The organism is Streptomyces coelicoflavus (genome assembly GCF_045041415.1).
Lineage (GTDB): Bacteria > Actinomycetota > Actinomycetes > Streptomycetales > Streptomycetaceae > Streptomyces > Streptomyces coelicoflavus.
The window spans coordinates 4988509-5011608 of record NZ_CP108218.1 but is presented as its reverse complement, the minus strand read 5'-3'; the positions used below and the strand labels follow the sequence as shown (position 1 = coordinate 5011608).

19 protein-coding genes, 1 tRNA gene and 1 riboswitch are annotated in these 23100 nt (G+C 71.4%); of the genes, 7 read left to right on the top strand and 13 right to left on the bottom strand.

The features are described 5' to 3' along the window. Nucleotides 1–67: 67 nt before the first annotated feature. Nucleotides 68–1345 carry a DUF2776 family protein gene (locus OHA99_RS22370; protein WP_381502818.1) on the bottom strand — a complete coding sequence of 426 codons (1278 nt, stop codon included), beginning with the start codon at nucleotides 1343–1345 and terminating at the stop codon, nucleotides 68–70. A 472-nt stretch (nucleotides 1346–1817) separates the two neighbouring features. Between OHA99_RS22370 and OHA99_RS22365 the strand changes: the two genes are divergently transcribed. Genes OHA99_RS22365 through OHA99_RS22355 form a run of 3 tightly spaced genes read left to right on the top strand, consistent with a single transcriptional unit; the run spans nucleotide 1818 to nucleotide 5835 of the window. After that, nucleotides 1818–3719 (top strand): protein-arginine deiminase family protein, encoded by a 1902-nt coding sequence (locus OHA99_RS22365; RefSeq protein WP_381502815.1) that lies wholly within the window; start codon nucleotides 1818–1820, stop codon nucleotides 3717–3719. An 11-nt stretch (nucleotides 3720–3730) separates the two neighbouring features. After that, complete coding sequence (locus OHA99_RS22360) at nucleotides 3731–5161, top strand: sensor histidine kinase (protein WP_381502812.1); 1431 nt, start codon at nucleotides 3731–3733, stop codon at nucleotides 5159–5161. Continuing rightward, nucleotides 5158–5835: a response regulator transcription factor gene (locus OHA99_RS22355; protein ID WP_153179500.1), complete on the top strand. Its 678-nt coding sequence runs from the start codon at nucleotides 5158–5160 to the stop codon at nucleotides 5833–5835. Before OHA99_RS22360 ends, OHA99_RS22355 begins: the two co-directional genes overlap by 4 nt. Nucleotides 5836–5924: 89 nt before the next feature. Here the strand turns inward: OHA99_RS22355 and OHA99_RS22350 are convergent. Beyond that, nucleotides 5925–6011: transfer RNA gene (locus OHA99_RS22350), tRNA-Leu, on the bottom strand. A gap of 391 nt (nucleotides 6012–6402) precedes the next feature. On the opposite strand from OHA99_RS22350, the gene OHA99_RS22345 reads away from it, so the two are divergent. After that, nucleotides 6403–7173, top strand: a complete 771-nt coding sequence (locus OHA99_RS22345) for an ABC transporter ATP-binding protein (protein ID WP_087790666.1) — start codon at nucleotides 6403–6405, stop codon at nucleotides 7171–7173. Nucleotides 7174–7264: 91 nt separating this feature from the next. After that, complete coding sequence (locus OHA99_RS22340) at nucleotides 7265–9796, top strand: ABC transporter permease (RefSeq protein WP_381502809.1); 2532 nt, start codon at nucleotides 7265–7267, stop codon at nucleotides 9794–9796. Between the two features lie 73 nt (nucleotides 9797–9869). Here OHA99_RS22340 and OHA99_RS22335 read toward each other — a convergent pair whose 3' ends face one another. Continuing rightward, a complete protein-coding gene (locus tag OHA99_RS22335; protein WP_153179497.1) occupies nucleotides 9870–11186 on the bottom strand; it encodes a cyclopropane-fatty-acyl-phospholipid synthase family protein in 1317 nt (438 codons plus the stop codon). Nucleotides 11187–11415: 229 nt separating this feature from the next. Next, nucleotides 11416–12831, bottom strand: coding sequence for an NAD(P)/FAD-dependent oxidoreductase (locus OHA99_RS22330; RefSeq protein WP_153179496.1), 1416 nt, complete (start codon nucleotides 12829–12831; stop codon nucleotides 11416–11418). A gap of 532 nt (nucleotides 12832–13363) precedes the next feature. On the opposite strand from OHA99_RS22330, the gene OHA99_RS22325 reads away from it, so the two are divergent. Both OHA99_RS22325 and OHA99_RS22320 read left to right on the top strand, forming a co-directional pair. Further along, complete coding sequence (locus OHA99_RS22325; protein WP_153179495.1) at nucleotides 13364–13636, top strand: type II toxin-antitoxin system Phd/YefM family antitoxin; 273 nt, start codon at nucleotides 13364–13366, stop codon at nucleotides 13634–13636. Next, nucleotides 13633–13902: a type II toxin-antitoxin system RelE/ParE family toxin gene (locus tag OHA99_RS22320; RefSeq protein ID WP_153179494.1), complete on the top strand. Its 270-nt coding sequence runs from the start codon at nucleotides 13633–13635 to the stop codon at nucleotides 13900–13902. The genes OHA99_RS22325 and OHA99_RS22320 overlap by 4 nt, the downstream gene beginning before the upstream one ends. Nucleotides 13903–13906: 4 nt before the next feature. On the opposite strand, the gene OHA99_RS22315 is transcribed toward OHA99_RS22320, so the two are convergent. From OHA99_RS22315 to OHA99_RS22275, 9 genes are all read right to left on the bottom strand, one after another. Continuing rightward, nucleotides 13907–14848, bottom strand: a complete 942-nt coding sequence (locus tag OHA99_RS22315; RefSeq protein WP_381502806.1) for an exopolyphosphatase — start codon at nucleotides 14846–14848, stop codon at nucleotides 13907–13909. Further along, entirely contained in the window at nucleotides 14845–15384 is a 540-nt protein-coding gene (locus OHA99_RS22310; protein WP_282882465.1) for a DUF501 domain-containing protein, read from the bottom strand. The genes OHA99_RS22315 and OHA99_RS22310 overlap by 4 nt, the downstream gene beginning before the upstream one ends. A 112-nt stretch (nucleotides 15385–15496) precedes the next feature. Then, nucleotides 15497–15979, bottom strand: a complete 483-nt coding sequence (divIC, locus tag OHA99_RS22305; protein WP_007450472.1) for a cell division protein DivIC — start codon at nucleotides 15977–15979, stop codon at nucleotides 15497–15499. A 148-nt stretch (nucleotides 15980–16127) separates the two neighbouring features. Continuing rightward, nucleotides 16128–17408 (bottom strand): phosphopyruvate hydratase, encoded by a 1281-nt coding sequence (eno, locus tag OHA99_RS22300; RefSeq protein ID WP_153179490.1) that lies wholly within the window; start codon nucleotides 17406–17408, stop codon nucleotides 16128–16130. Between the two features lie 272 nt (nucleotides 17409–17680). Beyond that, nucleotides 17681–18409 (bottom strand): resuscitation-promoting factor protein RpfA, encoded by a 729-nt coding sequence (gene rpfA / locus OHA99_RS22295; protein ID WP_087790661.1) that lies wholly within the window; start codon nucleotides 18407–18409, stop codon nucleotides 17681–17683. Between the two features lie 3 nt (nucleotides 18410–18412). Next, nucleotides 18413–18579, bottom strand: a riboswitch (cyclic di-AMP (ydaO/yuaA leader). 183 nt (nucleotides 18580–18762) lie between these two features. Then, complete coding sequence (locus OHA99_RS22290; RefSeq protein WP_366472091.1) at nucleotides 18763–19800, bottom strand: transglycosylase family protein; 1038 nt, start codon at nucleotides 19798–19800, stop codon at nucleotides 18763–18765. 143 nt (nucleotides 19801–19943) lie between these two features. Then, a complete protein-coding gene (locus tag OHA99_RS22285; RefSeq protein ID WP_405697432.1) occupies nucleotides 19944–21287 on the bottom strand; it encodes a cytochrome P450 in 1344 nt (447 codons plus the stop codon). Next, on the bottom strand, nucleotides 21284–22261 hold the full coding sequence (locus OHA99_RS22280) for a nucleoside triphosphate pyrophosphohydrolase (protein ID WP_153179487.1): 978 nt from the start codon (nucleotides 22259–22261) through the stop codon (nucleotides 21284–21286). Before OHA99_RS22280 ends, OHA99_RS22285 begins: the two co-directional genes overlap by 4 nt. Before the next feature lie 76 nt (nucleotides 22262–22337). Beyond that, the gene (locus OHA99_RS22275) at nucleotides 22338–22991 is read right to left on the bottom strand and encodes a SurA N-terminal domain-containing protein (protein WP_007450478.1); all 654 of its coding nucleotides are present in this window, start codon (nucleotides 22989–22991) and stop codon (nucleotides 22338–22340) included. Nucleotides 22992–23100: the final 109 nt, after the last annotated feature.

Here is a 23100-nt window from a genome sequence, read left to right as displayed (position 1 = left end):
ATTGTTCGCGTGGTGAAATTTCCTTCACCATCAACTGCGCCGAGTCTCGGCCTCCCGCGCGCCACTGTCAACGGGCGAACCGGACATCCTGGCAGCGAGCCGACACCCCCGTAGAGGACGCCCTCCTTGCCGCTGACCGCGGAGGTGGCGAAGAAGCCCACCATGAGCAGTCCGACCGGCCGTACGGGACGTGCGACGCCTTATGACCTGGACCGTGCTCGGCGCCCCGGTTCCCCCGCTCCCGACGACGCGGCCCGCGTCGGACATCGCGTTCCCTTTCACCGTCCGCGCTGTCGCCGGTACCGCTCTCCAGGATGGAGACGATGGAGAACAGCGAGAAGCAGATGGCACCGAGCCCGATCAGGACACGAGCCGCCACGATGACGGCGGAGTCGGCGGATTCGAAGAGAAAGGCCGCGAGGAAGAGGCAGAGCAGGGCGGTGCCGACCGGTATCAGCGGGACCCGGTTCGCCAGGGGGGCGGTCCGCCGCCAGACGAGGGCCAGCAGCAGCACCTTGCTGAGGATGCTCCAGCAGACGAGCCCCAGCCCGATCACGACGAACCCGGCGGAGAGCTGGGCGGACCGGGTGTGCGCGGCGATGACGATCAGGCCCCACACGATGCCGATTCCGCCGAGGAACGCCGCGGAACCGGGCCACAGGGTGCGTTCGCGCGGCGTGTAGGTGTTCTGGATCTGCCGCAGGATGCTGGCCACCAGTCCGATCAGACAGGTGCACACGAGCGCCAGACCGATCATCACGTGTCCGGCCGTGAAGCGGCCGTTCGCGGCTCCGCCGCCCCCGCCGGCCAGCAGGACGAAGGCCCACACCCAGGTCGCCAGGGCCGCGAGGGCGGGGAGCGCCAGCAGGGCCCGCACGGTGGACGGCCCGAACGGTGCGGGGCTGCGCGCCGGTGACCCCTCGGGCAGGGCCGAGTTCTCGGTGATCAGAGTGAACCGGGTGGAACTCGTGGCCACGCACGAGACACACGTACAGATCATGCTCAGGCCGAAGATCACATGCCCGGCGACGAAGTCGGGCGGCGGACGCGGGCCGGTCGCGATCAGCCAGAGACCGTATCCCATGGTGAAACCGCTGACGGCGAAGCCGAGAGACGGATACAGCCATTGGTCCAAGGCCGTGTAGCGGCCGATGAGCTGCCTGATGATCGTCGCCGCGGTGGCGAAGAGGCAGAGGCAGATGGCCGCCAGGAAGACGAGGACCAGTCCCGCGACCCGCGCACTCGGTCCCGGGGCGTGGGCGAGGACGTATCCCCCCAACGCGACGGAAACGGCTCCCATGAGCAGTGGTATGGCACGGAACAGCACGCTTATTCGGTAGTCCATATGAGCTCCGGGAAATGGGGCATTTCGCACCATCGTCACGTCGCACGAGCCCTCCCGCCACAGGAACCACCCGGCCCCGGTCCACTGGGAGGACCCCATGCGCGACAAACCCCTCGGTGAATCACCGGTTGCCTGGCGCGCCGGTACCGGAGTGCCTCTCAGGAGGCGCGGCTCGCGCAGGAGGTCGCGGAGATGCTGCCCCTGGGCTGGTCACCGCCGTTCCGGGGCCAGGGAGCGGCTGGGCCGGGTCGCCGATCACGTGGGTCCGAGGACCGCCGAAAGGACGAGAGCCGGTCCTCCCGCAGGGCGCGTACCCGTACTTCGGCTGATGTACGGCGTCCCGTCGCCGGTCGAGGGTGGAGTCATGAACCACGACGCTTCCCCTGCCGTCCTCGCCTCCGCCCCGGGCAGCCGCCGGCGCCGGCCACGTCGTCCGGTACGAGCCGGCAGATGCCTGGCGGTCCTGCTGGCCGTGGCCGCGACAGGGGGCCTGCCCACGTCGGTGGCCCGGGCGGCGCCGCTGCTGCCCACGTTCCGGGCGGACACCGACCGGGACGGGCTGATCACCGCGGACGACGACGCCCGCAAGGACGAGTGGAGCCGCGAGCGCGGTGCGCTGATGCTGCCCAATGTGGACGACGACCAGGAGCGCTGCCCCACCGCGGGCTCCGACGGCTCCCGGCTGTCCGACGACAGCCTCGCGGCCTGCAACGACGCGGCGGACGACGTCGTCAACGGGAAGGACGACCTGGCCGACCTGGCACCCGTGCGGCTGGGAGCCGAGCCGCGCCTCGCCGCCGGATCCTCCGCCACGGTCGCCGCCGACCCCGCCGCCCGCGACCACGTCAGGATCTTCGCCGAGCGAGGCGGCCGCATGGTCGCTCTGGCGCCCGACGACAGGTTGACCACCCGCGAACTGCGACAGGGGGTCCGCCTGGGCGTCGAGGCCCGGGACTTCGTACGCGATCCCGAGCGGTGGGACGGCTTCGCCGACCTCGTCCTGAGGGTCGACGGCGCCGGTGGCACCGTCGAGGACCGCGTACGGCTCAAGGTGGCGCCGCTGGTCTTCGAGCACGACCTGATGCCGGTGCGGCACCTGCTGACGGCCGATCACACCACCGAGCCGGCCGAGGTGGAACGCGGCAGGCCCTACGACCCCTCCGCGCAGCCGGAGCCCGTGAACCCGGGCGAGGCGGCGTTCCGTCGAGACCTGCGACGTGGCCTCGACCGGGCCGGACTGCCCGCGCCGCTGTTCAACTACCCCACGGGCGGGGACGTGTGGATGCAGGACCTGTTCAAGAGCGCCTACGCCTCCGTCCCCGCCCCCGGCGGCCGGGAGCACCACGTCGGAGTCGTCGTGCGCTCGGCGGACGTGATGCCGGGCACGGCCACGCGCGAGTTCCCGCTCAGGGACGCCTCGCGCAGCGCGTTCCCGCTGCTCCGCGGGTCCGGTACGGGAGTGGTCCAGCAGTACGATCCGCAGCGGGTCGGCGCCGACGACAACCAGTACTACGGTTCCTTCAGCTCCACCGGGAACTTCGGCACCCTTCCGCCCTACCGCCTGCGCGGCCACGACTATCCGGTCGGCAGGGTCCTCTACGGAGGGAACGGCGCCGAGGAATCACCCGATCCCTCCTTCGTCCGGATGCTCGCCGCGCAGGGCTACCAGCGGCCCATCGCACTGGACACCGCTTGGCTGGGGGTCGGACACATCGACGAGTTCCTGTCCTTCGTCCCGGCACGGAACGCCCGCGGCTGGGCAGCCGTCGTCGCCGATCCCGACCTCGGCCGGAAGCTGCTGAGCGCTCTCGCCGAGGACGGCCGCGGCGACGAGCCGCTCGTCCGCGGTGTCCCGGCGCAGGACACCGAGGACCCGGGGCTGACGGTTGCCGGCGCGCTGCGCAAGGACTCCCTGTCCCGCGGCACGGAGATCGCCCGTCGGGGCATCGACGCCGCACTCCGCACCCTGCACGACCGGGCGGGCCTGACGGAGAGGGACATCGTGCGCGTTCCCGCACTCTTCAACGAGCTCGAGCTGCCCGCCGGCTATCCGCGTCAAGGCGTGGTCGCGAACTACCTGCCGGCCGCGGCCAACGGTGTCAGTACCGGTACCGGCGTGTATCTGGCCCCGCGCCAGCACGCTCCCGAGGCCGGCGGCGCGGACGTCTTCGAGCAGGCGGTGGAGAAGGCGCTGGAGGGGACCGGTACCCGCGTCGCGTGGGTGGAGGACTGGGAGTACGCGCACTCGCTCGGCACCGTCGGCGGGGAGGTGCACTGTGCGACCAACACAGTGCGCGGTCTCACCGGAACGCGTCCGTGGTGGACCGAGCGTTCCGGGACCGCCGCCCGGCCGACGGGCGGCGGTCCCTCATAGGGTGGGCACCCATGAGCCGTCGCCACGTCCTGGGCATACGCGTACTCGGTGGTCCGATGTTCTTCGGAGCGATCGCCGCCGCTCTGGCGACCTCGGCCACGGCCGGCTTCATGACCGTCACCGCGGGCCTGCTCGCCGTCGGTGCGGCACTGGCGGCGGCGGCCCGCCTGCCCCGACGTCCGTCGGCCGCGGGCCGCCTCCGGCTCGCGGTCGCCGGGTACTCCGCCGCGGTGACCGCCGTGTACCGGGGCCCGGTGGTCGACGCGACCGGCTGGTGGTGGCTGCTGGAGACGTTCGCGATGCTCGCGCTCCTGGTACCGACGGTGCGTGGGACGGGCAGCAGGAACAGGACGGTCGTGTGCGCCGCGGTACAGGCCCTTGCGATCGTGGTGCTCCCCCTGCGTATCGGCCCGTACCTCGCTCCGCCGTCGGATCCGGCGGAGACCGGTGTGCTGTGCCTGGTGTGGGCGCTGCTGGCCGCGGGCGCCATCGCGGCGGGCGGCTATCTGCGCGGTCTGGATGCCAGGAGGAGCAGGGCGATAGCGGCGCAGCGGCGCCGACAGCGTCTCGAAGTGGCGTGCGACCTGCACGACTTCGCCTCGCACGACGTCATGGGTGTGGTGGTGCTCGTGCAGGCGGCGCGTGTCCTGGCCCAGGAGGACCCCGCGCGGGCCGTCGAGCTGCTGCCGCGTATCGAGGACGCGGGCCTGCAGGCGCTGGCCGCCATGGACCGCACGGTGCGGGCGCTCAACGAGGACGACGGACTGCCCCACGGGGACGAGACCGACCACCGGCCGAGACCCGGGGGCGACGACCGCCACGAGCTGGTGCGCAGGGGCGGAGGCGCGGACGGTGGCCGGCCCGCAGAAGGCGGCGCGGGCTCCTTTCGGACGGAGGGCCCGCTGGGCGGCCCGCCCCGTACGGCAGTCCCCGCCCGCCCCGGCCACCGGGCACGCGACCTGTCCGAACTCTCCGAGCTCGCCGCCCGGTTCACCCGCACCGGCACCGTCGCGGCCGGTCTCGACGTGGATGCCGGAGCCTTGGACGGCCTGCCCGGCGAAGTCAGCACGCTCGGCTACCGGATCGTCGTGGAGTCACTCACCAACGTGCGCCGTCACGCACCCACCGCGGCCGCCGTGAGCCTCGTCGTGCGGCGCGGACCCCACCAGGGGCGCCCGGCACTCCACCTCACCGTCACGGACACGGGCGCTCCCCGATCCGCTCCTCGGTCCACTCCGGTCCCGGCGCGCTCGCAGAGTGGCACGGGGCTGGCCGGCCTCACCGCCCGTGCCCGGGCGCTCGGCGGCTCACTCAGCGCCGGGCCGCACGGGGAGACGGGATGGCAGGTCCGTGTGGCCCTCCCGCTGCGCCGGGCGACGGCGGCGGATCGCGGCCCCCGCGATCGGAAGAGTCCGGCAGCCGAGGAGACGACCACCGTATGACCGTGCAGCCCGGCCCCATCCGGATTCTGCTGGCGGACGACCAGGTCAGTGTCCGCAACGGATTCCGTCTCATTCTGGACGCGCAGCCCGACATGACCGTGGTCGCGGAGGCGGCCGACGGCATCGCCGCGTTGGACGCCGCCCGGAGACTGCGTCCCGACGTGGTGCTCGCGGACATCCGGATGCCGCGGCTCGACGGCCTGGAGCTGACCCGGCTTCTGGCCGGGCCCGACGCGGACCCCCGCGTCCGGGTCATCGTGGTCACCACGTTCGACCTCGACACCTACGTGCACACCGCGCTTCACGCCGGAGCCTCGGGCTTTCTGCTCAAACGCTCCGGTCCGACGCTACTGGTCGAGGCGGTGCGGGCGGCCCGGTCCGGAGACGCGCTCATCAGCCCGCAGATCACCGCACGCATGCTGCACCGGCTGGCTCCGCCGGACACGGGAGCACGGCGCCCGCCGTCCGAACCGCTGACCCGGCGCGAAAGGGAAGTGGCGACGCTGATTGCCGCGGGACTGACGAACACCGAGATTGGCGAGGAGCTCTTCGTCTCCCTCGCCACCGTCAAATCCCACGCGGCCAGTCTCCAGCGCAAGCTGGAGGTCCGCAATCGTGTGGGCATCGCCGCATGGGCATGGCAGACCGGCCTCGCACCGACCGATCAGGCGTAGCCGTCACGACGGCGCCGCGCAACAGCGGACGGCGACCGTCCGGTGCGGGCTCCCCTGCGACTGCCTATGGTCACGCAGCGTGATTGAGATGGTGCCCGGAGCCGGACTTGAACCGGCACGCCCTCGAAGGGGCAGCGAGGTTTAAGCTCGCCGTGTCTGCATTCCACCATCCGGGCAGGCCGTGGGCTCCGCGTCGCGTGCCTTGAGCCTATCGGGACGCACCTCCCGGCCTTCGGCGGGAGGCCCGATGTTGTCTTATTTTATTGGCGCCTGAGGGAGCATCAGGTACCAGGGGCAGGCCATCAGCACATGCCAACAGCCTTGCGTGTGACGGCTCGCCGTGTATGCGGAATGACGGGATTTCACCGTCTCGACCAGGGCGCCCGCCCCGTTCTCACCCGCCCCGCCGTCGGGGTCGCCCGTCATCCGCAGGTATGACACGGGCCGGTGCCGTCCGACCGGAGTCGCCCCCGTAAACCGGAACAGCGGCTGACTACACGGCGCCGTACGGCCGGAACGATGGATGACGTCCCCCGCACTCGCCGTACCGACAGGAGCGCCCTTCCCGTGACCACCGCACCCATCGCCGACCGGTCCACCCTCGTGGCCGCGCGCGCCACGGAGCTTTCCAAGATCTACGGCCAGGGCGAGACCCAGGTGGTCGCCCTGGACCGGGTCTCCATCGACTTCCGGCAGGCCGAGCTCACCGCGATCATGGGCCCCTCCGGCTCCGGCAAGTCCACGCTGATGCACTGCGTCGCGGGCCTGGACACCTTCTCGTCCGGCTCGGTGCGCATCGGCGAGACCGAGCTGGGCTCGCTCAAGGACAAGCAGCTCACCAAGTTGCGCCGGGACAAGATCGGCTTCATCTTCCAGGCGTTCAACCTGCTGCCGACGCTGACCGCGCTGGAGAACATCACCCTTCCGATGGACATCGCGGGCCGCAAGCCGGACAAGCAGTGGGTGGACTCCGTGATCCAGATGGTCGGGCTGTCCGGACGCCTCGGGCACCGGCCCGCCCAGCTCTCCGGCGGGCAGCAGCAGCGGGTCGCCGTGGCACGGGCGCTGGCCTCCCGGCCGGAGATCATCTTCGGTGACGAGCCGACCGGCAACCTCGACTCCCGTTCCGGCGCCGAGGTCCTGGGCTTCCTGCGCAACTCGGTGCGCGAGCTGGGCCAGACCGTGGTGATGGTGACCCACGACCCGGTGGCCGCCGCCTACGCGGACCGGGTGGTCTTCCTCGCGGACGGACGCATCGTCGACGAGCTGTACGGGCCGACGGCCGACTCGGTGCTGGACCGCATGAAGCGGTTCGACGCCAAGGGTCGCACCAGCTGACCCGTCCCCGTCGCCGTCCCCGACCCTGAATCGGCACCGGCCGACCCTCCCCCGTCCCTGATTCGCACGTACCTCCGGACAGAGAAGACCCATGTTCCGTACCGCCTTGCGCAACGTCTTCGCGCACAAGGCCAGGCTGTTGATGACCGTGCTCGCCGTGATGCTCGGCGTGGCGTTCGTCTCCGGCACCCTGGTCTTCGCCGACACCCTCTCCCACGCCTTCCGCAACCAGTCGGCGAAGAGCTACGACGACGTCGCCGTCGCCGTCACCTCGTACGCCGACCCGGACAACCCCAAGGAGGAGCCCGGCCTCTCCGGCGAGGTCCTCGACCGGATCTCCGCCGTGGACGGCGTCGCCGGGGTGTACGGCCGCGTCGAGGGCTTCGCCGGCGTCGCCGACCCCGACGGGAAGCTGATCGGCGTCGGCTGGTCCAACAAGGGCTCCAACTTCGCGCCCGGCAAGGACGGCAAGGACACCGCGTACACGTTCACCGACGGCTCGGGACCGGTGCAGGACGACCAGATCGCCCTGGACGAGGAGTCCGCCGGCAAGGGCGAGTACGAGGTCGGCGACCGGGTGCGCGTCGCGACCAACGGGCCGGTGAAGGAGTACACCCTCAGCGGTGTGTTCACCACCGAGGACGGCGCCGTCAACGCGGGCGGCAGCCTCGTCCTCTTCGACACCGCCGTCGCGCAGAAGCAGTACCTCCGGCCGGGCTACTTCGAGGAGGTCACCGTCACCGCCGCGTCCGGCGCGGACGACGCGCGGATCCTGAAGGCGGTCGAGCCGCTGCTGCCGGACACCGCCGAGGCCCGGACCGGCCAGGCGCTCGCCGACGAGCAGGCCGACCAGATCGAACAGGGCCTGGGCAACCTCAAGCAGGTCCTGCTCGGCTTCGCGGGCATCGCGCTCTTCGTCGGGATCTTCCTGATCTCCAACACCTTCACGATGCTGGTCGCGCAGCGCACCAAGGAGATCGCCCTGATGCGCGCCGTCGGCGCGTCCCGCAGGCAGATCACCCGCTCGGTGCTCGCCGAGGCCGCGCTGGTGGGCCTGGTGGCCTCGGCCGTCGGCTTCGCCCTCGGTGTCGGTCTGGCCGTCGGACTGCGCTCCGGCATGGCCGCTTTCGACATGAAGATGCCGGCCGGTCCGCTGGTCCTGTCCGCCACGCCGGTGGTCGCGGCGTTCGCGGTGGGCGTGCTGATCACGGTGTTCGCCGCCTGGCTGCCCGGCCGCCGGGCCGCGAAGATCCCGCCGGTGGCGGCCATGAACAGCGTCCACGCGGTGGCCACCACCAAGTCGCTGGTGGTGCGCAACTCCATCGGCGCGGCCGTCACCGCCCTCGGTGCGGCGGGGATCGTCGCGGGCGCCTCGGCCGGCGGCGACGACGGCCGGATGTACATCGGCGCGGGGGCGTTCTTCGCGCTGATCGGCGTGATCGTCCTCATCCCGCTGCTGTCCCGGCCCGTGATCGCGCTCGTCCGTCCGCTGCTCGTCGGGCCCTTCGGGGTGGCGGGCAAGCTGGCCGGCCAGAACGCGGTCCGCAACCCGCGCCGTACCGGCGCCACCGCCTCGGCGCTGGCGATCGGACTGACGCTGGTGACCGGCCTGTCGGTGCTCGGCGTCACGGTCGGCGCGGCCATCGACAAGATGACCACGGACAACATCAGGGCCGACTACATGGTCTCGATGGCCAACGGGGGCGACCTCGACCGGTCCGCGCTGACGGCCCTGGAGAAGGCCGACGGCGTGTCCGCGGTGTCGCCGCAGCAGGACGCCTACTTCCGGGTCGACGGCGACTACGTGTCGGCCTCCGCCGTCACCCCCGGCGACATCGAGAAGGTCCTCACCGTCGACGTCGTCAGCGGCGACGCCGGCTCGCTGGCCCGGGGCCGGATCGCGGTCGCCGAGAAGACGGCCGAGAACCGGGGCTGGAAGCCCGGCGACACCGTCCCCGTCACCTTCGACGACGACGAGAAGGCCACGCTGACGGTCGGCGCCGTCTACAAGGACAGCGAGTTCCTCTCCCCCGTCCTGGTCGACCGGAAGGTCGTGGACCGGCACGAGGCGAAGCCGTCCATCCGGCAGATCTTCGTGAAGGTCGACGGCGGCCAGTCCGCGGCGAACGAGAAGGTCCTCGTCGACGCGCTCGGCGACAACCCCGCGATCACCGTGATGGACCGGCAGGACATCCGCGACGAGTTCGGCGGCGCCATCAACACCCTGCTGAACGTCATGTACGGCCTGCTGGCGATGGCGCTGATCATCGCGGTGCTCGGCGTCGTCAACACCCTCGCGATGTCCGTCTTCGAACGGCAGCAGGAGATCGGCATGCTGCGCGCGATCGGTCTGGACCGGCGCCGGGTGAAGCGGATGGTGCGGCTGGAGGCCGTCGTCATCTCGGTGTTCGGCGCGGTGGTCGGCATCGGTCTCGGCACGTTCCTCGGCTGGGCGATCGGCGAGACCGTCGCGGACAGCATCCCGGGGTACGCGCTGGTCCTGCCCTGGGACCGGATCGGGATCTTCGTGGTGCTGGCCGGTCTGGTGGGCGTCCTGGCCGCCCTGTGGCCGGCCCGCAACGCCGCCCGGCTGAACATGCTGAACGCGATCAAGGCCGAGTGACCTCGCCGCGACGCTGCACGACCCGAAGGGCCGGGCTCCCCGCACGGGGCCCGGCCCTTCGGGCGGGCGCGGATCAGGCCAGGACGGGCGCGCCCCACACGCGGGCGCGCAGCGGCAGGCCGGAGGCGCCCGAGCCGGGCGTCTTCACGGCGAGGACCTGGTTGACGCCGATGCGGTTGCGTTCGAAGGCGAGCGCGGAGGCGGCCATGTACAGCTGCCAGACCCGGGCGCGGCCTGGGCTGACGAGCCGGACGGCGGTCGTCCAGTCGGACTCCAGGTTGGCGACCCAGCGGCGCAGGGTGAGCGCGTAGTGCTCGCGGATCGACTCCACGTCGCGGACCTCGAACCCGGCGCGCTCCAGCTGGGTGACGGTGGTGCCGACCGGGGCCAGTTCGCCGTCGGGGAACACGTAGGCGTCGATGAAATCGTCGACGCGGTAGGTGGCTTCGTCCCTCTGGGGCCGGCGGGCGATCTGGTGGTTCAGCAGCCGTCCGCCGGGCTTGAGCAGCCGGTGCAGGTCGGTGGCGTACTCGAGGTAGCGCTCGGCGCCGACGTGTTCGGCCATGCCGATGGAGGAGATCGCGTCGTACGGCCCGTCCGCGACGTCCCGGTAGTCCTGGACGCGGATCTCCACCCGGTCGGTGAGCCCCTCGTCGGCGACGCGCTTGCGGGCGTACGCGGCCTGCTCCTGGGAGAGGGTGACGCCGACGACGCTCACGCCGTGCTCGCGGGCCGCGTGGATCGCCATGGAGCCCCAGCCGCAGCCGACGTCGAGGAGACGCTGACCGGGGCTCAGGCCCAGCTTGCGGCTGACCAGTTCGAGCTTGTCGCGCTGGGCGTCCTCCAGCGTGCCGCCCTCGGCGGGCGGGGCGGGCCAGTAGGCGCAGGAGTACACCATGGAGGGGCCGAGGACGAGTTCGTAGAAGTCGTTGCCGACGTCGTAGTGGTGGCTGATGGCCCGCTTGTCGGTGCGCTTGGTGTGCAGGTGGCCGCGGGAGCGGCGGACCTCCTCCGGCGGCGGGGCCGGGGGCAGCGGCGGCCCGGCGAGCTTCACCAGACCGCGTACGGCGGCCCGGACCTCCGGGTCGCGCAGCGCCTCGACCAGGCCGCGGGCGTCCTCACCGCGTTCCCAGATCAGGCCGGCCATCAGACCGAGGGCGGTGTAGAGGTCGCCCTCGATGTCGAGGTCGCCGGCCACCCAGGCGCGGGCCAGGCCCAGTTCACCGGGTTTGAACAGCAGGCGGCGCAGTGCCCTGCGGTTGCGGACGACGAGGGTCGGTGCGCCCGGCGGACCCGCCTGCGAACCGTCCCAGGCGCGGATACGCACCGGGAGTGGTGCTCCCAGCAACTGTTCGAAGAGGTTCTGCAGCCGCAGCGCGGCGTCAGCCATGGCGTCCTCCGTGACGAGCGATCCCGGATGTCCAACACCACGTAAACACCTGGGAGCCCGCCGTACAGTCCCCGGCGCGCGTTACGACTCGGCAAAATAGCTGTACACACCAACGGCTTTGTCGCCCGGGCGGCGCGGCCCACGCGAAGGGGCCGCCCGCACCACGGATGGCGGACGGCCCCTTCGAGGGACTGCTACTGCTGCGCGTACTGCCGGGAGGGACCGGGGGTCAGGAGGCCTTGGCCTCGGTCTTCTCCGCCTTCTTCTCGGCCGGCTTGTCGTCGGCGGCCTTCGCCGCGGCCGGCTTCGGGGCCGGCTTGGCGGCCTCGTAGAACTCCTCGCGCGGCGTCTCCATCGCGCCGAGGGAGACGACCTCGCGCTTGAGGAACATGCCGAGCGTCCAGTCCGCGAAGATGCGGATCTTGCGGTTCCAGGTCGGCATCGCCATGCCGTGGTAGCCGCGGTGCATGTACCAGGCGAGGCGGCCCTTGAGCTTGATCTTCATCTTGCCCATGACGATCATCGCGACGCCCTTGTGCAGGCCGAGGCCCGCCACCGCGCCCTTGTTGGCGTGGCTGTACTCCTTCTGCGGGAAGCCCCGCATGCCGGAGATCACGTTGTCGCCGAGGACCTTGGCCTGGCGCAGCGCGTGCTGGGCGTTGGGCGGGCACCAGGCGTTCTCGTTGCCCGCCTTGCGGCCGACCAGGTCCGGCACCTGGGCGTTGTCGCCCGCGGCCCAGATGTAGTCGGTGCCCTGGACCTGGAGGGTGGCCTGGGTGTCGACGTGGCCGCGGGGGCCGAGCGGCAGACCGAAGCGGGAGAGCGCCGGGTTGGGCTTGACGCCGGCTGTCCACACGATGGTGTTGGAGTCGACCTCGAGCCCGTTCTTCAGCACCACGTGGCCGTCGACGCAGGAGTCCATGGAGGTGGACAGGTAGACCTCGACGCCGCGGCCCTCGAGGTGCTCCTTGCCGTACTGGCCGAGCTTGGGGCCGACCTCGGGGAGGATCTTGTCGGCGGCGTCCACGAGGACGAAGCGCATGTCCTCGCGGGAGACGTTGTTGTAGTACTTGGCCGCGTCCCGGGCCATGTCCTCGACCTCACCGATGGTCTCCGCGCCGGCGAAACCGCCGCCGATGAAGACGAAGGTGAGCGCCTTGCGGCGGATCTCCTCGTCGGTGGTGGAGTCGGCCTTGTCGAGCTGCTCCAGGACGTGGTTGCGCAGGCCGATGGACTCCTCGATGCCCTTCATGCCGATGCCCTGCTCGGCGAGGCCGGGGATCGGGAAGGTGCGGGAGACCGCGCCCATCGCGATGACCAGGTAGTCGAAGGGCAGCTCGTACGCCTCGCCGACCAGCGGCGCGACGGTGGCGACCTTGCGGTCCTGGTCGATGGTGGTGACCCGGCCGGTGAGGACCTCCGCCTTCGGAAGCACGCGCCGCAGGGGGACGACGACGTGCCGCGGGGAGATGCTGCCGGCGGCGGCTTCGGGGAGGAAGGGCTGGTAGGTCATGTACGACCGCGGGTCGACGACGGTGACGGTCGCCTCGCCGTAACGCATCTTCTTCTGGATGCGTCGAGCTGCGTACAGGCCTACGTACCCACCGCCTACTACGAGGATCCTGGGACGCTCCGTGGTGCTCATGCCATCGAGTATCCACCCGACCGAGGGGGGTGGTTCGTGCGCCCCTTCACAAGGTTCGGTGGAGGCTGTGCTACCATCCGCCGCCGAAGTGACGGAGATCATGGCGAGCGAAGGAACCAGCGTGTAGGGCGTCCCGTTGTCAATGCCGCGTGAGCTGCACCTCCGCACCGCCGGGACGGTGGACCACCCGCCCCCGACGGTTCCGCGCGACCCTCTCGCGACACCGTCCTGAACACGTTCAAAGGGCAGTTGAAACCCCAAAAGGGTCAACGAGCGCGCTTTCGTCGTCCGACGGGGCCCATTTCCTTGTGAAGAACTTCACGAACTTTCCCGACGGGATGCCACCGAGGGCCCCCGAGAGACCCCCGATCCCCGCTCAATCGTCGTCCGTCCTGCTCAGACCACTACCGCACGACCGCCGCGCACACCCCTACGCGATGGACCACGCGATGCCGTCGAGGATGTCGTGCTCGCTCACGACCGCGACTCCCGACCCGTGCCGCGTGTACACACGCGCGCGTACACTGGCTTCATGAGTGAGAACTCCGTGACCGTACGAGAAGCCCGCGCACACCTCGCCGACCACATCAACCGGGCCGAGGAAGGCGTCCCGACCGTCATCACGCGCAATGGCGCCCCGGTGGCGGCCGTGGTGCCGATCTCGGACTTCGAAGCACTGGAGGAAGCGGCCGACGTGATGCTGGCGCGCGAGGCCGAAGCGGTGCTGGCCGAGGGCGGCACCACCGTGACCATGGCGGAACTGCTGGCGGACCTGTTCACCGAGCGGGACGGCGAGGCGGCGTGAAGTACGCCTTCCGGTTCACCACTGCGGCGCAGCGGCAGCTACGGGCCATCAGCCGACCCGACGCCATGCGCATCCTGGCCGCGCTGACCGCGCTCGGTGACGACCCGTACCGCCAGGACGCCGACGTCAAGAAGCTCACCGGCCCGTCGGGCCTCTACCGGCTCCGGGTCGGCAGCTACCGGATCGCCTACCAGATCAACGACGGCGAACTCGTCGTCCTCGTCGTCAAGGTGGGCGACCGGCGGGACGTCTACCGCAACCTGTAGGCGATCAGGCCAAGGACCAGCCGATGCCGTCGAGGATGTCGTGCTCGCTCACGACGACCTCCTCCGCGCCCGTCCGTTCCATGATCGTCAGGAGTACCAGGGACCCGGCCGCGATCACGTCGACCCGGCCCGGGTGCATGGAGGGGACCGCCGCGCGCTCGGCGTGGGTGGAGCGCAGCAGCCAGTCGGTGATCTCACGGACCCGGCCGACGGAGACGCGGGAGTGGTGGATGGCGGCCGAGTCGTACTCCGGCAGCTCCTGGGCGATCGCGGAGACGGTCGTCACCGAACCGGCCAGCCCCACCAGCGTGCGTGCCTCGCGCAGCGGCACCGTCTGCCCGGCGAGGTCGAGGGCGGCCTCGATGTCCGCCCGCATCGCCGCGACCTGCGCCTCGGTCGGCGGGTCGGTGACCGCGCCGTCGTGCACCAGGTGCCGCTCGGTCATCCGGACGCAGCCGACGTCCACGGAGCGGGCGGCGCGCACGTGGTCGTCGCCGACGACGAACTCCGTGGAGCCGCCGCCGATGTCGACGACCAGGTAGGGCCTGTCGAGGTCCGTCCGGCCGGTCAGCTCCTTCGTGGCGCCGGTGAAGGAGAACTCGGCCTCCTGGTCGCCGGTGATGACCTCCGGCTCCACGCCCAGGATGTCCAGCACCCCGCGCACGAAGTCGTCCCGGTTCTCCGCGTCGCGGGAGGCGGAGGTGGCCACGAAGCGCAGCCGCTCGGCGCCGTGCGCCTTGACGACCTCGGCGTACTCCCGGCAGGCGGCGAAGGTCCGCTCCAGCGCCTCGGGGGCCAGCCGCCCGGTGCGGTCGACGCCCTGGCCGAGCCGCACGATGGTCATGCGGCGGTCCAGGTCGGTCAGCTCGCCGGTCGAGGGGTCGGCGTCGGCGACCAGCAGGCGGATGGAGTTCGTACCGCAGTCGACGGCGGCGACACGGGTCACTGGGCGTCCTCCCCGTCGGTCCCGGCGGCCGTCACGCACGGCCCCTTGCGCCACCACTCGGGCAGCATCGCGATCGCCTCGTCGCCCAGCGGGTTGACGCCGGGGCCGGCCGCCAGCGAGTGGGCGACCAGCACGTGCAGGCACTTCACGCGGTCCGGCATGCCGCCCGCGCTCGGGAAGCCGGTCAGCTCCTCGATCTCGTCGCGGCGCCGGACGTAGTCCTCGTGCGCGGCGCGGTAGGCGGCGGCCAGCTCCGGGTCGGCGGCCAGGCGCTCGGTCATCTCCTTCATCACGCCGTTCGCCTCCAGCGTGCCGATGGCGGAGGCCGCCTTCGGGCACGTCAGGTAGTACAGCGTGGGGAAGGGCGTGCCGTCGGGAAGGCGCGGTGCCGTCTCCACGACGTCCGGCTGTCCGCAGGGGCAGCGGTGCGCGATGGCGCGCAGGCCGCGCGGGGGCCGTCCGAGCTGCTGCTTGAAGGCCGCCACGTCCGCGTCGGTCGGTTCGGTGCGCGGGGTGGTCGGCGGGGGAGTCTGCATGACTGTCTTCTGCTGGTCTTCCTGTTGAGTCACTGCCGGAGCGGTCGGAGCGGTCGGCGTGGTCGGCGTGGTCGGCACCGTCGGAACGGTCGGAGCGGTCGGCGTGGTCGGTTCACTGCCGGCGGGCGGCGGCGTCTGCCTTGTCGACCCCGTCCCAGACGTTCCGGTACCAGGCCCGGTCGGCGGCGCCGGCCTCGGCGCGGGTCCGGTCGGCCGCTTCGGGATCGACCACGATGAACCCCGTCTCCCCCGGCATCACGTAGTGCAGCCGCAGCCGCACCTGCTGCTCGGCGTAGGCGTCGTCCTGCCAGCGTGCCTTGAGGTCGCGCAGGTCCTCGACCCGCTGCCGGGTCTCCCGCTGCTCCTGCTGGAGATCGGCGATCTCGGCGCGCTGGGCGACGTACTGCCGGATCGGGTAGGCGAGGGCCACGACGAGCGAGCAGAGCACCATCGCGAGCAGCGCGGCCCGGCCGGTCAGCCGGGAGCGCCGGGCCTGGCGCTTGGTCTGCGAGCGGTAGACCCGGGCCGCGGTCTGCTCCCCGATGATCCGGATCCTGGTCGCGGTGGAGAAACGGTCCCGGTCCTTCACCGCCATGTGCCGCCTCCGCCTTCGTGCGTCGTCCTGCCTGCGTCGTCCTGCCTGCGTCGTCCGCATACGTGCGTACGTCCCCGCACACGGTACGGGACCGGGTACGGGGACGTACGTACGACGCTGCCTCTTACGGGGCCTTACCGGGTGGTGCTCAGCCCTTGAAGCGGGGGAACGCGCTGCGGCCGGCGTACACCGCGGCGTCGTCGAGGATCTCCTCGATGCGCAGCAGCTGGTTGTACTTGGCGACGCGCTCGGAGCGGGCCGGGGCACCGGTCTTGATCTGGCCGCAGTTGGTGGCGACGGCCAGGTCGGCGATGGTGACGTCCTCGGTCTCGCCGGAGCGGTGGGACATCATGCACTTGAAGCCGTTGCGCTGGGCCAGCTCGACGGCGTCCAGGGTCTCGGTCAGCGAGCCGATCTGGTTGACCTTGACCAGCAGGGCGTTGGCCGAGTTCTCCTCGATGCCGCGGGCCAGGCGCTCCGGGTTGGTGACGAACAGGTCGTCGCCGACGAGCTGGACCTTGTCACCGAGCTTGGCGGTGATGGTCTTCCAGCCGTCCCAGTCGTCCTCGAACAGCGGGTCCTCGATGGAGACCAGCGGGTACGCCTCGACCAGCTCGGCGTAGTACTCGGTCATCTCGGCGGCGGTGCGCTCCTTGCCCTCGAAGGAGTAGGAGCCGTCCTTGTAGAACTCGGACGCGGCGACGTCGAGCGCCAGGGCGATCTGCTCGCCGGGGGTGTAGCCGGCCTCCTTGATCGCCTCGAGGATGAGGTCGAGGGCCTCGCGGTTGGAGCCGAGGTTCGGGGCGAAGCCGCCCTCGTCGCCGAGGCCGGTGGCCAGGCCCTTGTTCTTCAGGACCTTCTTGAGGGTGTGGTAGACCTCGGCGCCCCAGCGCAGGGCCTCGGAGAAGGACTCCGCGCCGATCGGCGCGATCATGAACTCCTGGATGTCCACGTTGGAGTCGGCGTGCGAGCCGCCGTTCAGGATGTTCATCATCGGCACCGGCAGCAGGTGCGCGTTCGGGCCGCCCAGGTAGCGGAAGAGCGGCAGGTCGCTGGCCTCGGAGGCGGCGTGGGCGACGGCGAGGGAGACGCCGAGGATGGCGTTGGCGCCGAGCGAGCCCTTGTTGTCGGTGGCGTCCAGGTCGAACATGGCCTGGTCGATCAGCCGCTGCTCGGTGGCGTCGTAGCCGACCAGCTCCGGGCCGATCTGCTCGATGACGGCCAGCACGGCCTTCTCGACGCCCTTGCCGAGGTAACGGCTCTGGTCGCCGTCACGGAGTTCGATGGCCTCGAAGGCACCGGTGGAGGCGCCGGACGGAACGGCGGCACGACCCGTGCTGCCGTCGTCGAGGCCGACCTCGACCTCGACCGTGGGGTTGCCTCGGGAGTCCAGGATTTCCCGGGCTACGACGACGTCGATGGACGGCACGAGCATCTCCTTCTTCAATGTGACGCTTCGGTGTGACGCGCGGTCCCGCGGGACCGCGGCGGCTCTGCGGGACCGAGCCTAACCGGCCCGGGGCGATCGGCCAGCCGATCGCCCACCCGCTGGACAGAACCGAGAGTAAATTGTTTCCGAACGGAACAAAGACGTTTCCGGAAACCGGGCGGGTACCCCGCGAGACCGGGGCACGAAAAATCCCGCCCCGGTGCGTACGGGGGAACACGCACCGGGGCGGGAGTCGGGGGAGCCGCCGCCCCTTACTTCAGGTGCAGCTGCTGGCCCGGGTAGATCAGGTCGGCGTCGTCGACGATGTCGTCGTTCAGCTTGAACAGCTTCGCCCAGCCGCCCTTGACGTCGTGCTCCTCGGCGATCGAGCTGAGGGTGTCGCCCTTGACGACCTTGTACTCGCCGTCGCCCTTCTCGACCTTCTTGCCGGTCGGGGTGGTGACGGTCTTCTTGGCGGGCTTCTCGGCCTTCGGCTCGGCGGCCGGGCGCTCGGAGGAGCGGGAGGCCTTCTGCTCGGTGGAGCGCTCGGCGGTGGAGCCGCTGCTCTGGCTCTGCGAGCTCTCGGAGCTGGAGGAACCGCTGTCCTCGGAGCCGCCACCGGTGTACGCGGCGCCCGACAGGCCGGTGCCGCAGACCGGCCAGGCACCCTTGCCCTGGCCCGCGAGCACCTTCTCGGCGATCTCGATCTGCTGGGACTTGCTCGCCTGGTCGGCGGAGGAGGCGTACTGCGTACCGCCGTAGGCGGCCCAGGTGGAGGCGGAGAACTGCAGACCGCCGTAGTAACCGTTGCCGGTGTTGATGGACCAGTTGCCGCCGGACTCGCACTGGGCGACGGCGTCCCACTCGGACGCGGTGGCGGCGGAGGCGTTGCCGGCCGCCATCAGCGGGGCGGCGACGGCGGCACCGGTGACGCCGGCGACGGCGATGACACGGGTGGCCTTGGACGGGCGACGGTGCTTGCCCTTGCCGGAAAACAGCATGGTTGATCCCCTCACCGACGCCTGCGAGGTGAGCTGTCGGGTTCGGGCCGGTTGAGTTGCCCGGCCGGGTTCCTCGCGGAACTCGGCTTCACCCCTAGCCGCTCCGGCTCAACTGCCCGGTGCGGCACTTACCTTGGGTCCCCCGCTCCTGCCTGCGGCGCTTGACGCGACGACTGTTCCCGTACGGCCGCTGGCAGGATTCGGCGTTGCGGCTGTCGGGGCCCGCGGTGGCGAGCGGTCATGACCGTAGACACGCGCTCCGCGGATTTTCAAAGACGATCACGGCTTCTGAGACCTATCTCTCACGAGATCCAAAAGGGACATACGGTCTCTAACCGTGACGCGAACTCCCCCTACTTTTCGCCCGATTCGCCCGTGACCGTGAGCGTCTGACCGGGCAGGATGTGGTCCGGGTCGGCGCCGACGACCGTCTTGTTGCCGGCGTACAGCGCGCGCCACCCACCGTCGACCTCAAGGGAGTCGGCGATGGCCCAGAGGTTGTCGCCGGAGCGGACCGTGTACGAGCCGTCCTCGACCTCTCGCGGCTCGCCGTCCCGCGAGGCGTGCCGCCCCGTCGAGTCGTCGTCGCGGCTCCTGTCCGCCGCACCCTCGTCCGCGCTGTCGCCGCGGTGGCGGCCGGAGCCGGACGACCCCTCGGCATCCCGCTGTTCCGCGCCGGCGCCGCGGTCGGATTCGGTGGGTGTGTCCGACTTCGTGGAGGGGGTCACGTCGTCGGGCGCGGCCTCGGAGGGGGCGCCGGAGGACGGCGAAGAAGTGGGCGAAGGGGACGAAGAGGGCGCTCCGGACGCCGACTCGGGAGCGTCGTCCGTGTCGGCCGAGTCGGTCGTACCGGACGACTGGGAGGGCTCGGACGACTCGGGAGACTGCGACGACTCGGGCTTTTCGGTGGTCGTGGGCGATTCGGACGAACCGGAGCCGTCCGTCTCCCCCGACGCGTCCGTGCCCTCCGACGCACCGTCACCGGCCGCGTCCGAGCCGCCGCTCGCGACCCCCGGGCCGTTGCCCAGGCCGGCCAGCAGTCCGCAGGTCGGCCAGGCGGCGATGCCCTGGTCCGCGTGTATCTTCTCGGCGATTCTTATCTGCTGGGAGCGACTGGCCTGGTCGGCGCTGGGCGCGTAGTCCAGACCGCCGTACTGCTCCCAGACCTCCTGCGACAGTTGCAGGCCCCCGTAGTACCCGTTGCCGCTGTTCTGGCTCCAGGCGCCGCCGGTCTCGCACTCGGCGACGCGGTCCCAGTTCGCTCCGTCGGCCGCGTGGGCACCGGTGGCGCCGAGCAGGGGGATCGCGATGGCGGAGCCGGTCACTCCGGCTGCGACGACCAGAGCGGGCGCCTGGCGGGGGCGGCGGTGACGACCGTTCCCGGAGAGCATGCGACGACCTTTCACAAGACGACGGGGACCACGCGGCGGATGACGCTCGACACCACGTTGATCCGTGAACGTATAGGGAGATCATCACTTGTCACAAGTTCATGCCGCGCAGATCACGTGAAGATCACAGAGTTGAGCGCGTGTCACTTTTGCGTCGGCGACGGACCGTTGTCGGCCGATGACGCGGGCGGGGTGAACGACACCGGCAAAGTGCGCAGACCGCGCATGATGAGGCCGCCGCGCCACCGGAGTTCGGCCGGTTCCGCGGCGAGGCGGAGGTCCGGCAGCCGGGTGAGGAGCGTGGCCAGCGCCGTCTGCCCCTCCAGCCGGGCGAGCGGGGCGCCGAGGCAGTAGTGGATGCCGTGTCCGTACCCGAGGTGCTGGCTGTCGCGGCGGGCGAGGTCCAGGGTGTCCGGGTCGGTGAACCGCTCCGGGTCCCGGTCGGCGGCGGCCAGGACGACGAGGACGGGATCGCCGGCCGCGACCTCCTGCCCGCCGATGCTCAGCGGCCGGGTGGCGAACCGCCAGGTCGCCAGCTCCACCGGGCCGTCGTAGCGCAGGAGTTCCTCGACGCCGGTCTCCAGCAGGCCGCGCTCGCCTGCGGCCAGCGAGGTCTGCAGCCGCTCGCGCTGCTCGGGGTGGGTGAGCAGCGCGTACGTGCCGTTGCCGACCAGGTTGACGGTGGTTTCGAATCCTGCGAAGAGCAGGATGAAGGCCATGGCCGCGGCCTCGTTCTCGGTGAGGTGCTCGCCGTGGTCGGAGGCGCGGATCAGGGCGGAGATGAGGTCTTCGCCGGGTGCGGGCTCGGGCGGCAGCGCGGCACGCTTGCGGTGGATGAGGTCGGCGAGGTAGCCGCGCATCTTCTTCACCGAGCGTGCGACGCCGCCGCGCGGGCCACCGCCGTGACGGATCATCATGCCCGCCCAGTCCCGGAAGTCGTCCTGGTCCTCGCGGGGGACGCCGAGCAGGTCGCAGATGGCGTAGATGGGCAGCGGGAAGGCGAACTCGTGGATGAGGTCGGCGGAGCCGGTGGCGACGAACCGGTCGATGAGGCCGTCGGCCAGTTCCTGCACCCGGGGCGCGAACTCGGCCACGCGGCGGGGCGTGAACGCCTTGCTGACCAGCCGTCGCAGCCTGGTGTGGTCGGGCGGGTCGATGTTGAGCAGATGGGTCATCAGCTCGGCCTTCCGCTCCCCCGGAATGCCGGTCTTGCCCTTGGCGTGCGCGGGCTCGTCGTGGTGCGCCGGGTTCTTGGACAGCCGCGGGTCGGCGAGGGCCTGTTTCGCGTCGGCGTACCGGGTGACCAGCCAGGCCTCCACCCCGCTGGGCAGCCGGGTGCGGTGCACGGGGGCGTGTTCGCGCAGCCAGGCGTAGGCGGGGTAGGGGTCGCTCGCGAACTCCCAGCTGAACAGCTCGGGGACGGGGCCGGACGCAGGACCGGGGACGGGGCCGGAAGCAGGACCGGGGGCCGGCGGGCTGCCGGTCATCCCTCGACCGCCCTGATCGCGTCCCGGTAGGCGCGGGCCGCCGCTCTCAGGGCCGCCTCGGGGTCGGTGCCCCCCGCCTCGGCGCGGGCGGCTAGGGCGAGCAGGTCGTAGCCGATGCCCTCGCCGGTGGGCAGCGGGACGTCGAGGCCCGCGGTGCGGACGCGGGAGTGGAGCTTGGCGGCGAGGGCCAGGCCGGGCTGGCCGAGGGGGACGCCCTCGGTGACCGAGGTGCGCTGCTTCTCGGCGGCCTTGGTGCGCAGCCAGTGCTCGCGGACCTCCTCGGGGGTCTCGGCCGTCTCGTCGCCGAAGACGTGCGGGTGGCGGTGGACGAGCTTGTCGACGATGGTGCCGGCCACGTCGTCCACGGAGAACGGGGCGTCCGGGTCCTCCTCGGCGATGCGGGCGTGGAAGACGACCTGGAGGAGCACGTCGCCCAGCTCCTCCCGCAGTTCGTCGCGGTCGCCGTCCTCGATGGCCTCGACGAGTTCGTACGCCTCCTCGATGGCGTACTTGGCCAGGCCCTGGTGGGTGCGCCGCGAGGACCAGGGGCATTCGAGGCGGATGCGGTCCATGACCTGGACGAGGTCGAGGAGTCGGGCGCCCGGGAGGTCGTAGGAGGCGGGGAGCAGTTCGAGCTCGGGCATGTGGACGCGGCCGGAGCCGGCGAGGCGGGCGAGTCCGTCGGTGAGCGCGGGGTCGCCCTCGCCGGTGGCGACGACCACGGCCGTGCGGCCGCCGGCGCAGGCGTCCACCAGTTCCTCTGCGGTCGGGGCCGCCTCGTCGACCCGGATGCCCGCCTCGCGCAGATAGGGCAGCTGCGGGTGGGCGCCGTCGGCGCACAGGACGCGGTCGGCGGTCCGCAGGGCCTGCCAGGCGGGCCAGGACAGCAGGCCGGGGGCGACCCGGTGGCTGGTGGTGAGCAGGACGATGCGGCCCTGGTCGGGGGCGGTCGGGCCGGCGCTGGTTGCGTTCACTCCCCGAACCTAACGCACGCTCCCGACGGCCCCGCGAGTTGTCCACAGGGGATGGTATCGGTGCAGCTCAGCGGCGCTATGCCGGCTGCTGCCCGCCGGCCGCCGCGACCTCCCGCACCCACGGCGTCGGCGTGTCGACGCGGCTGCTCTTCTGGACGTCCCAGGCGCCGTAGCGCGGGTTGAGGTCGACGTCGAGCTTCTTGGAGGCCTCGGACAGGGCCTGCCAGAACTCGGGCCGGCTGGTGTCGGTGCCGAGGCTCTGGGCGAGCTTCTGGGCCTCCAGCTGGACGCGGAGGTTGTCGTCGAGGCGCTCGGGGGCGACGCCGTACTGCTGGAGCCAGACCGTCTCCAGCTGCTCGGGGCCGCCGGCCTGCGTCTCCAGATCGCCGCGCATCCCCTGCACCTCCTTGCGGCTGACGGTCACCCCGGCGTCCTGGGCGGCGCGGTGCAGGACCCGGTCGAGGACCATGCCGTGCAGGGTGTCGCGGGTGAGGGTGCCGGTCCTGGCGACCACCTGCTGGTACTGGGCGTCGTCCGGGACGGCGGCGCGCTGGGCCTCGCGCACCTCGTCGACGCGGTTCTCCAGCTGGGCGACGGTGATCCGCTGGTCGCCGACGACGGCCGCGGCGCCCGGGTGCGCGTCGCTGCCGCAGGCGGTGAGCAGGGGTGCCGCTGCGGCGATCGCGGCGGTGAGGAGAAGCGCGGGGCGACGGCGGCTGCGGCGGTGCAAGGGAACCTCCCGTTTGGAGATTGTGCGACGGTGCACAAAGTCTTGCGATGATCGATGTTAGGCAGTGGCCCGGCTCTGGCCAACCCATTGGACCAACGATTCATCAGGA

Bases quoted from the DNA above. Each gene is read 5' to 3' on its own strand.
- rpfA (WP_087790661.1), bottom strand. From the start codon at position 18,409: ATGCTGTTTTCCGGCAAGGGCAAGCACCGTCGCCCGTCCAAGGCCACC.
- OHA99_RS22285 (WP_405697432.1), bottom strand. From the start codon at position 21,287: ATGACCGGCAGCCCGCCGGCCCCCGGTCCTGCTTCCGGCCCCGTCCCC.
- OHA99_RS22340 (WP_381502809.1), top strand. From the start codon at position 7,265: ATGTTCCGTACCGCCTTGCGCAACGTCTTCGCGCACAAGGCCAGGCTG.
- OHA99_RS22330 (WP_153179496.1), bottom strand. From the start codon at position 12,831: ATGAGCACCACGGAGCGTCCCAGGATCCTCGTAGTAGGCGGTGGGTAC.
- OHA99_RS22355 (WP_153179500.1), top strand. From the start codon at position 5,158: ATGACCGTGCAGCCCGGCCCCATCCGGATTCTGCTGGCGGACGACCAG.
- OHA99_RS22325 (WP_153179495.1), top strand. From the start codon at position 13,364: ATGAGTGAGAACTCCGTGACCGTACGAGAAGCCCGCGCACACCTCGCC.
- OHA99_RS22335 (WP_153179497.1), bottom strand. From the start codon at position 11,186: ATGGCTGACGCCGCGCTGCGGCTGCAGAACCTCTTCGAACAGTTGCTG.
- OHA99_RS22360 (WP_381502812.1), top strand. From the start codon at position 3,731: ATGAGCCGTCGCCACGTCCTGGGCATACGCGTACTCGGTGGTCCGATG.
- OHA99_RS22310 (WP_282882465.1), bottom strand. From the start codon at position 15,384: ATGCAGACTCCCCCGCCGACCACCCCGCGCACCGAACCGACCGACGCG.
- OHA99_RS22290 (WP_366472091.1), bottom strand. From the start codon at position 19,800: ATGCTCTCCGGGAACGGTCGTCACCGCCGCCCCCGCCAGGCGCCCGCT.
- divIC (WP_007450472.1), bottom strand. From the start codon at position 15,979: ATGGCGGTGAAGGACCGGGACCGTTTCTCCACCGCGACCAGGATCCGG.
- OHA99_RS22370 (WP_381502818.1), bottom strand. From the start codon at position 1,345: ATGGACTACCGAATAAGCGTGCTGTTCCGTGCCATACCACTGCTCATG.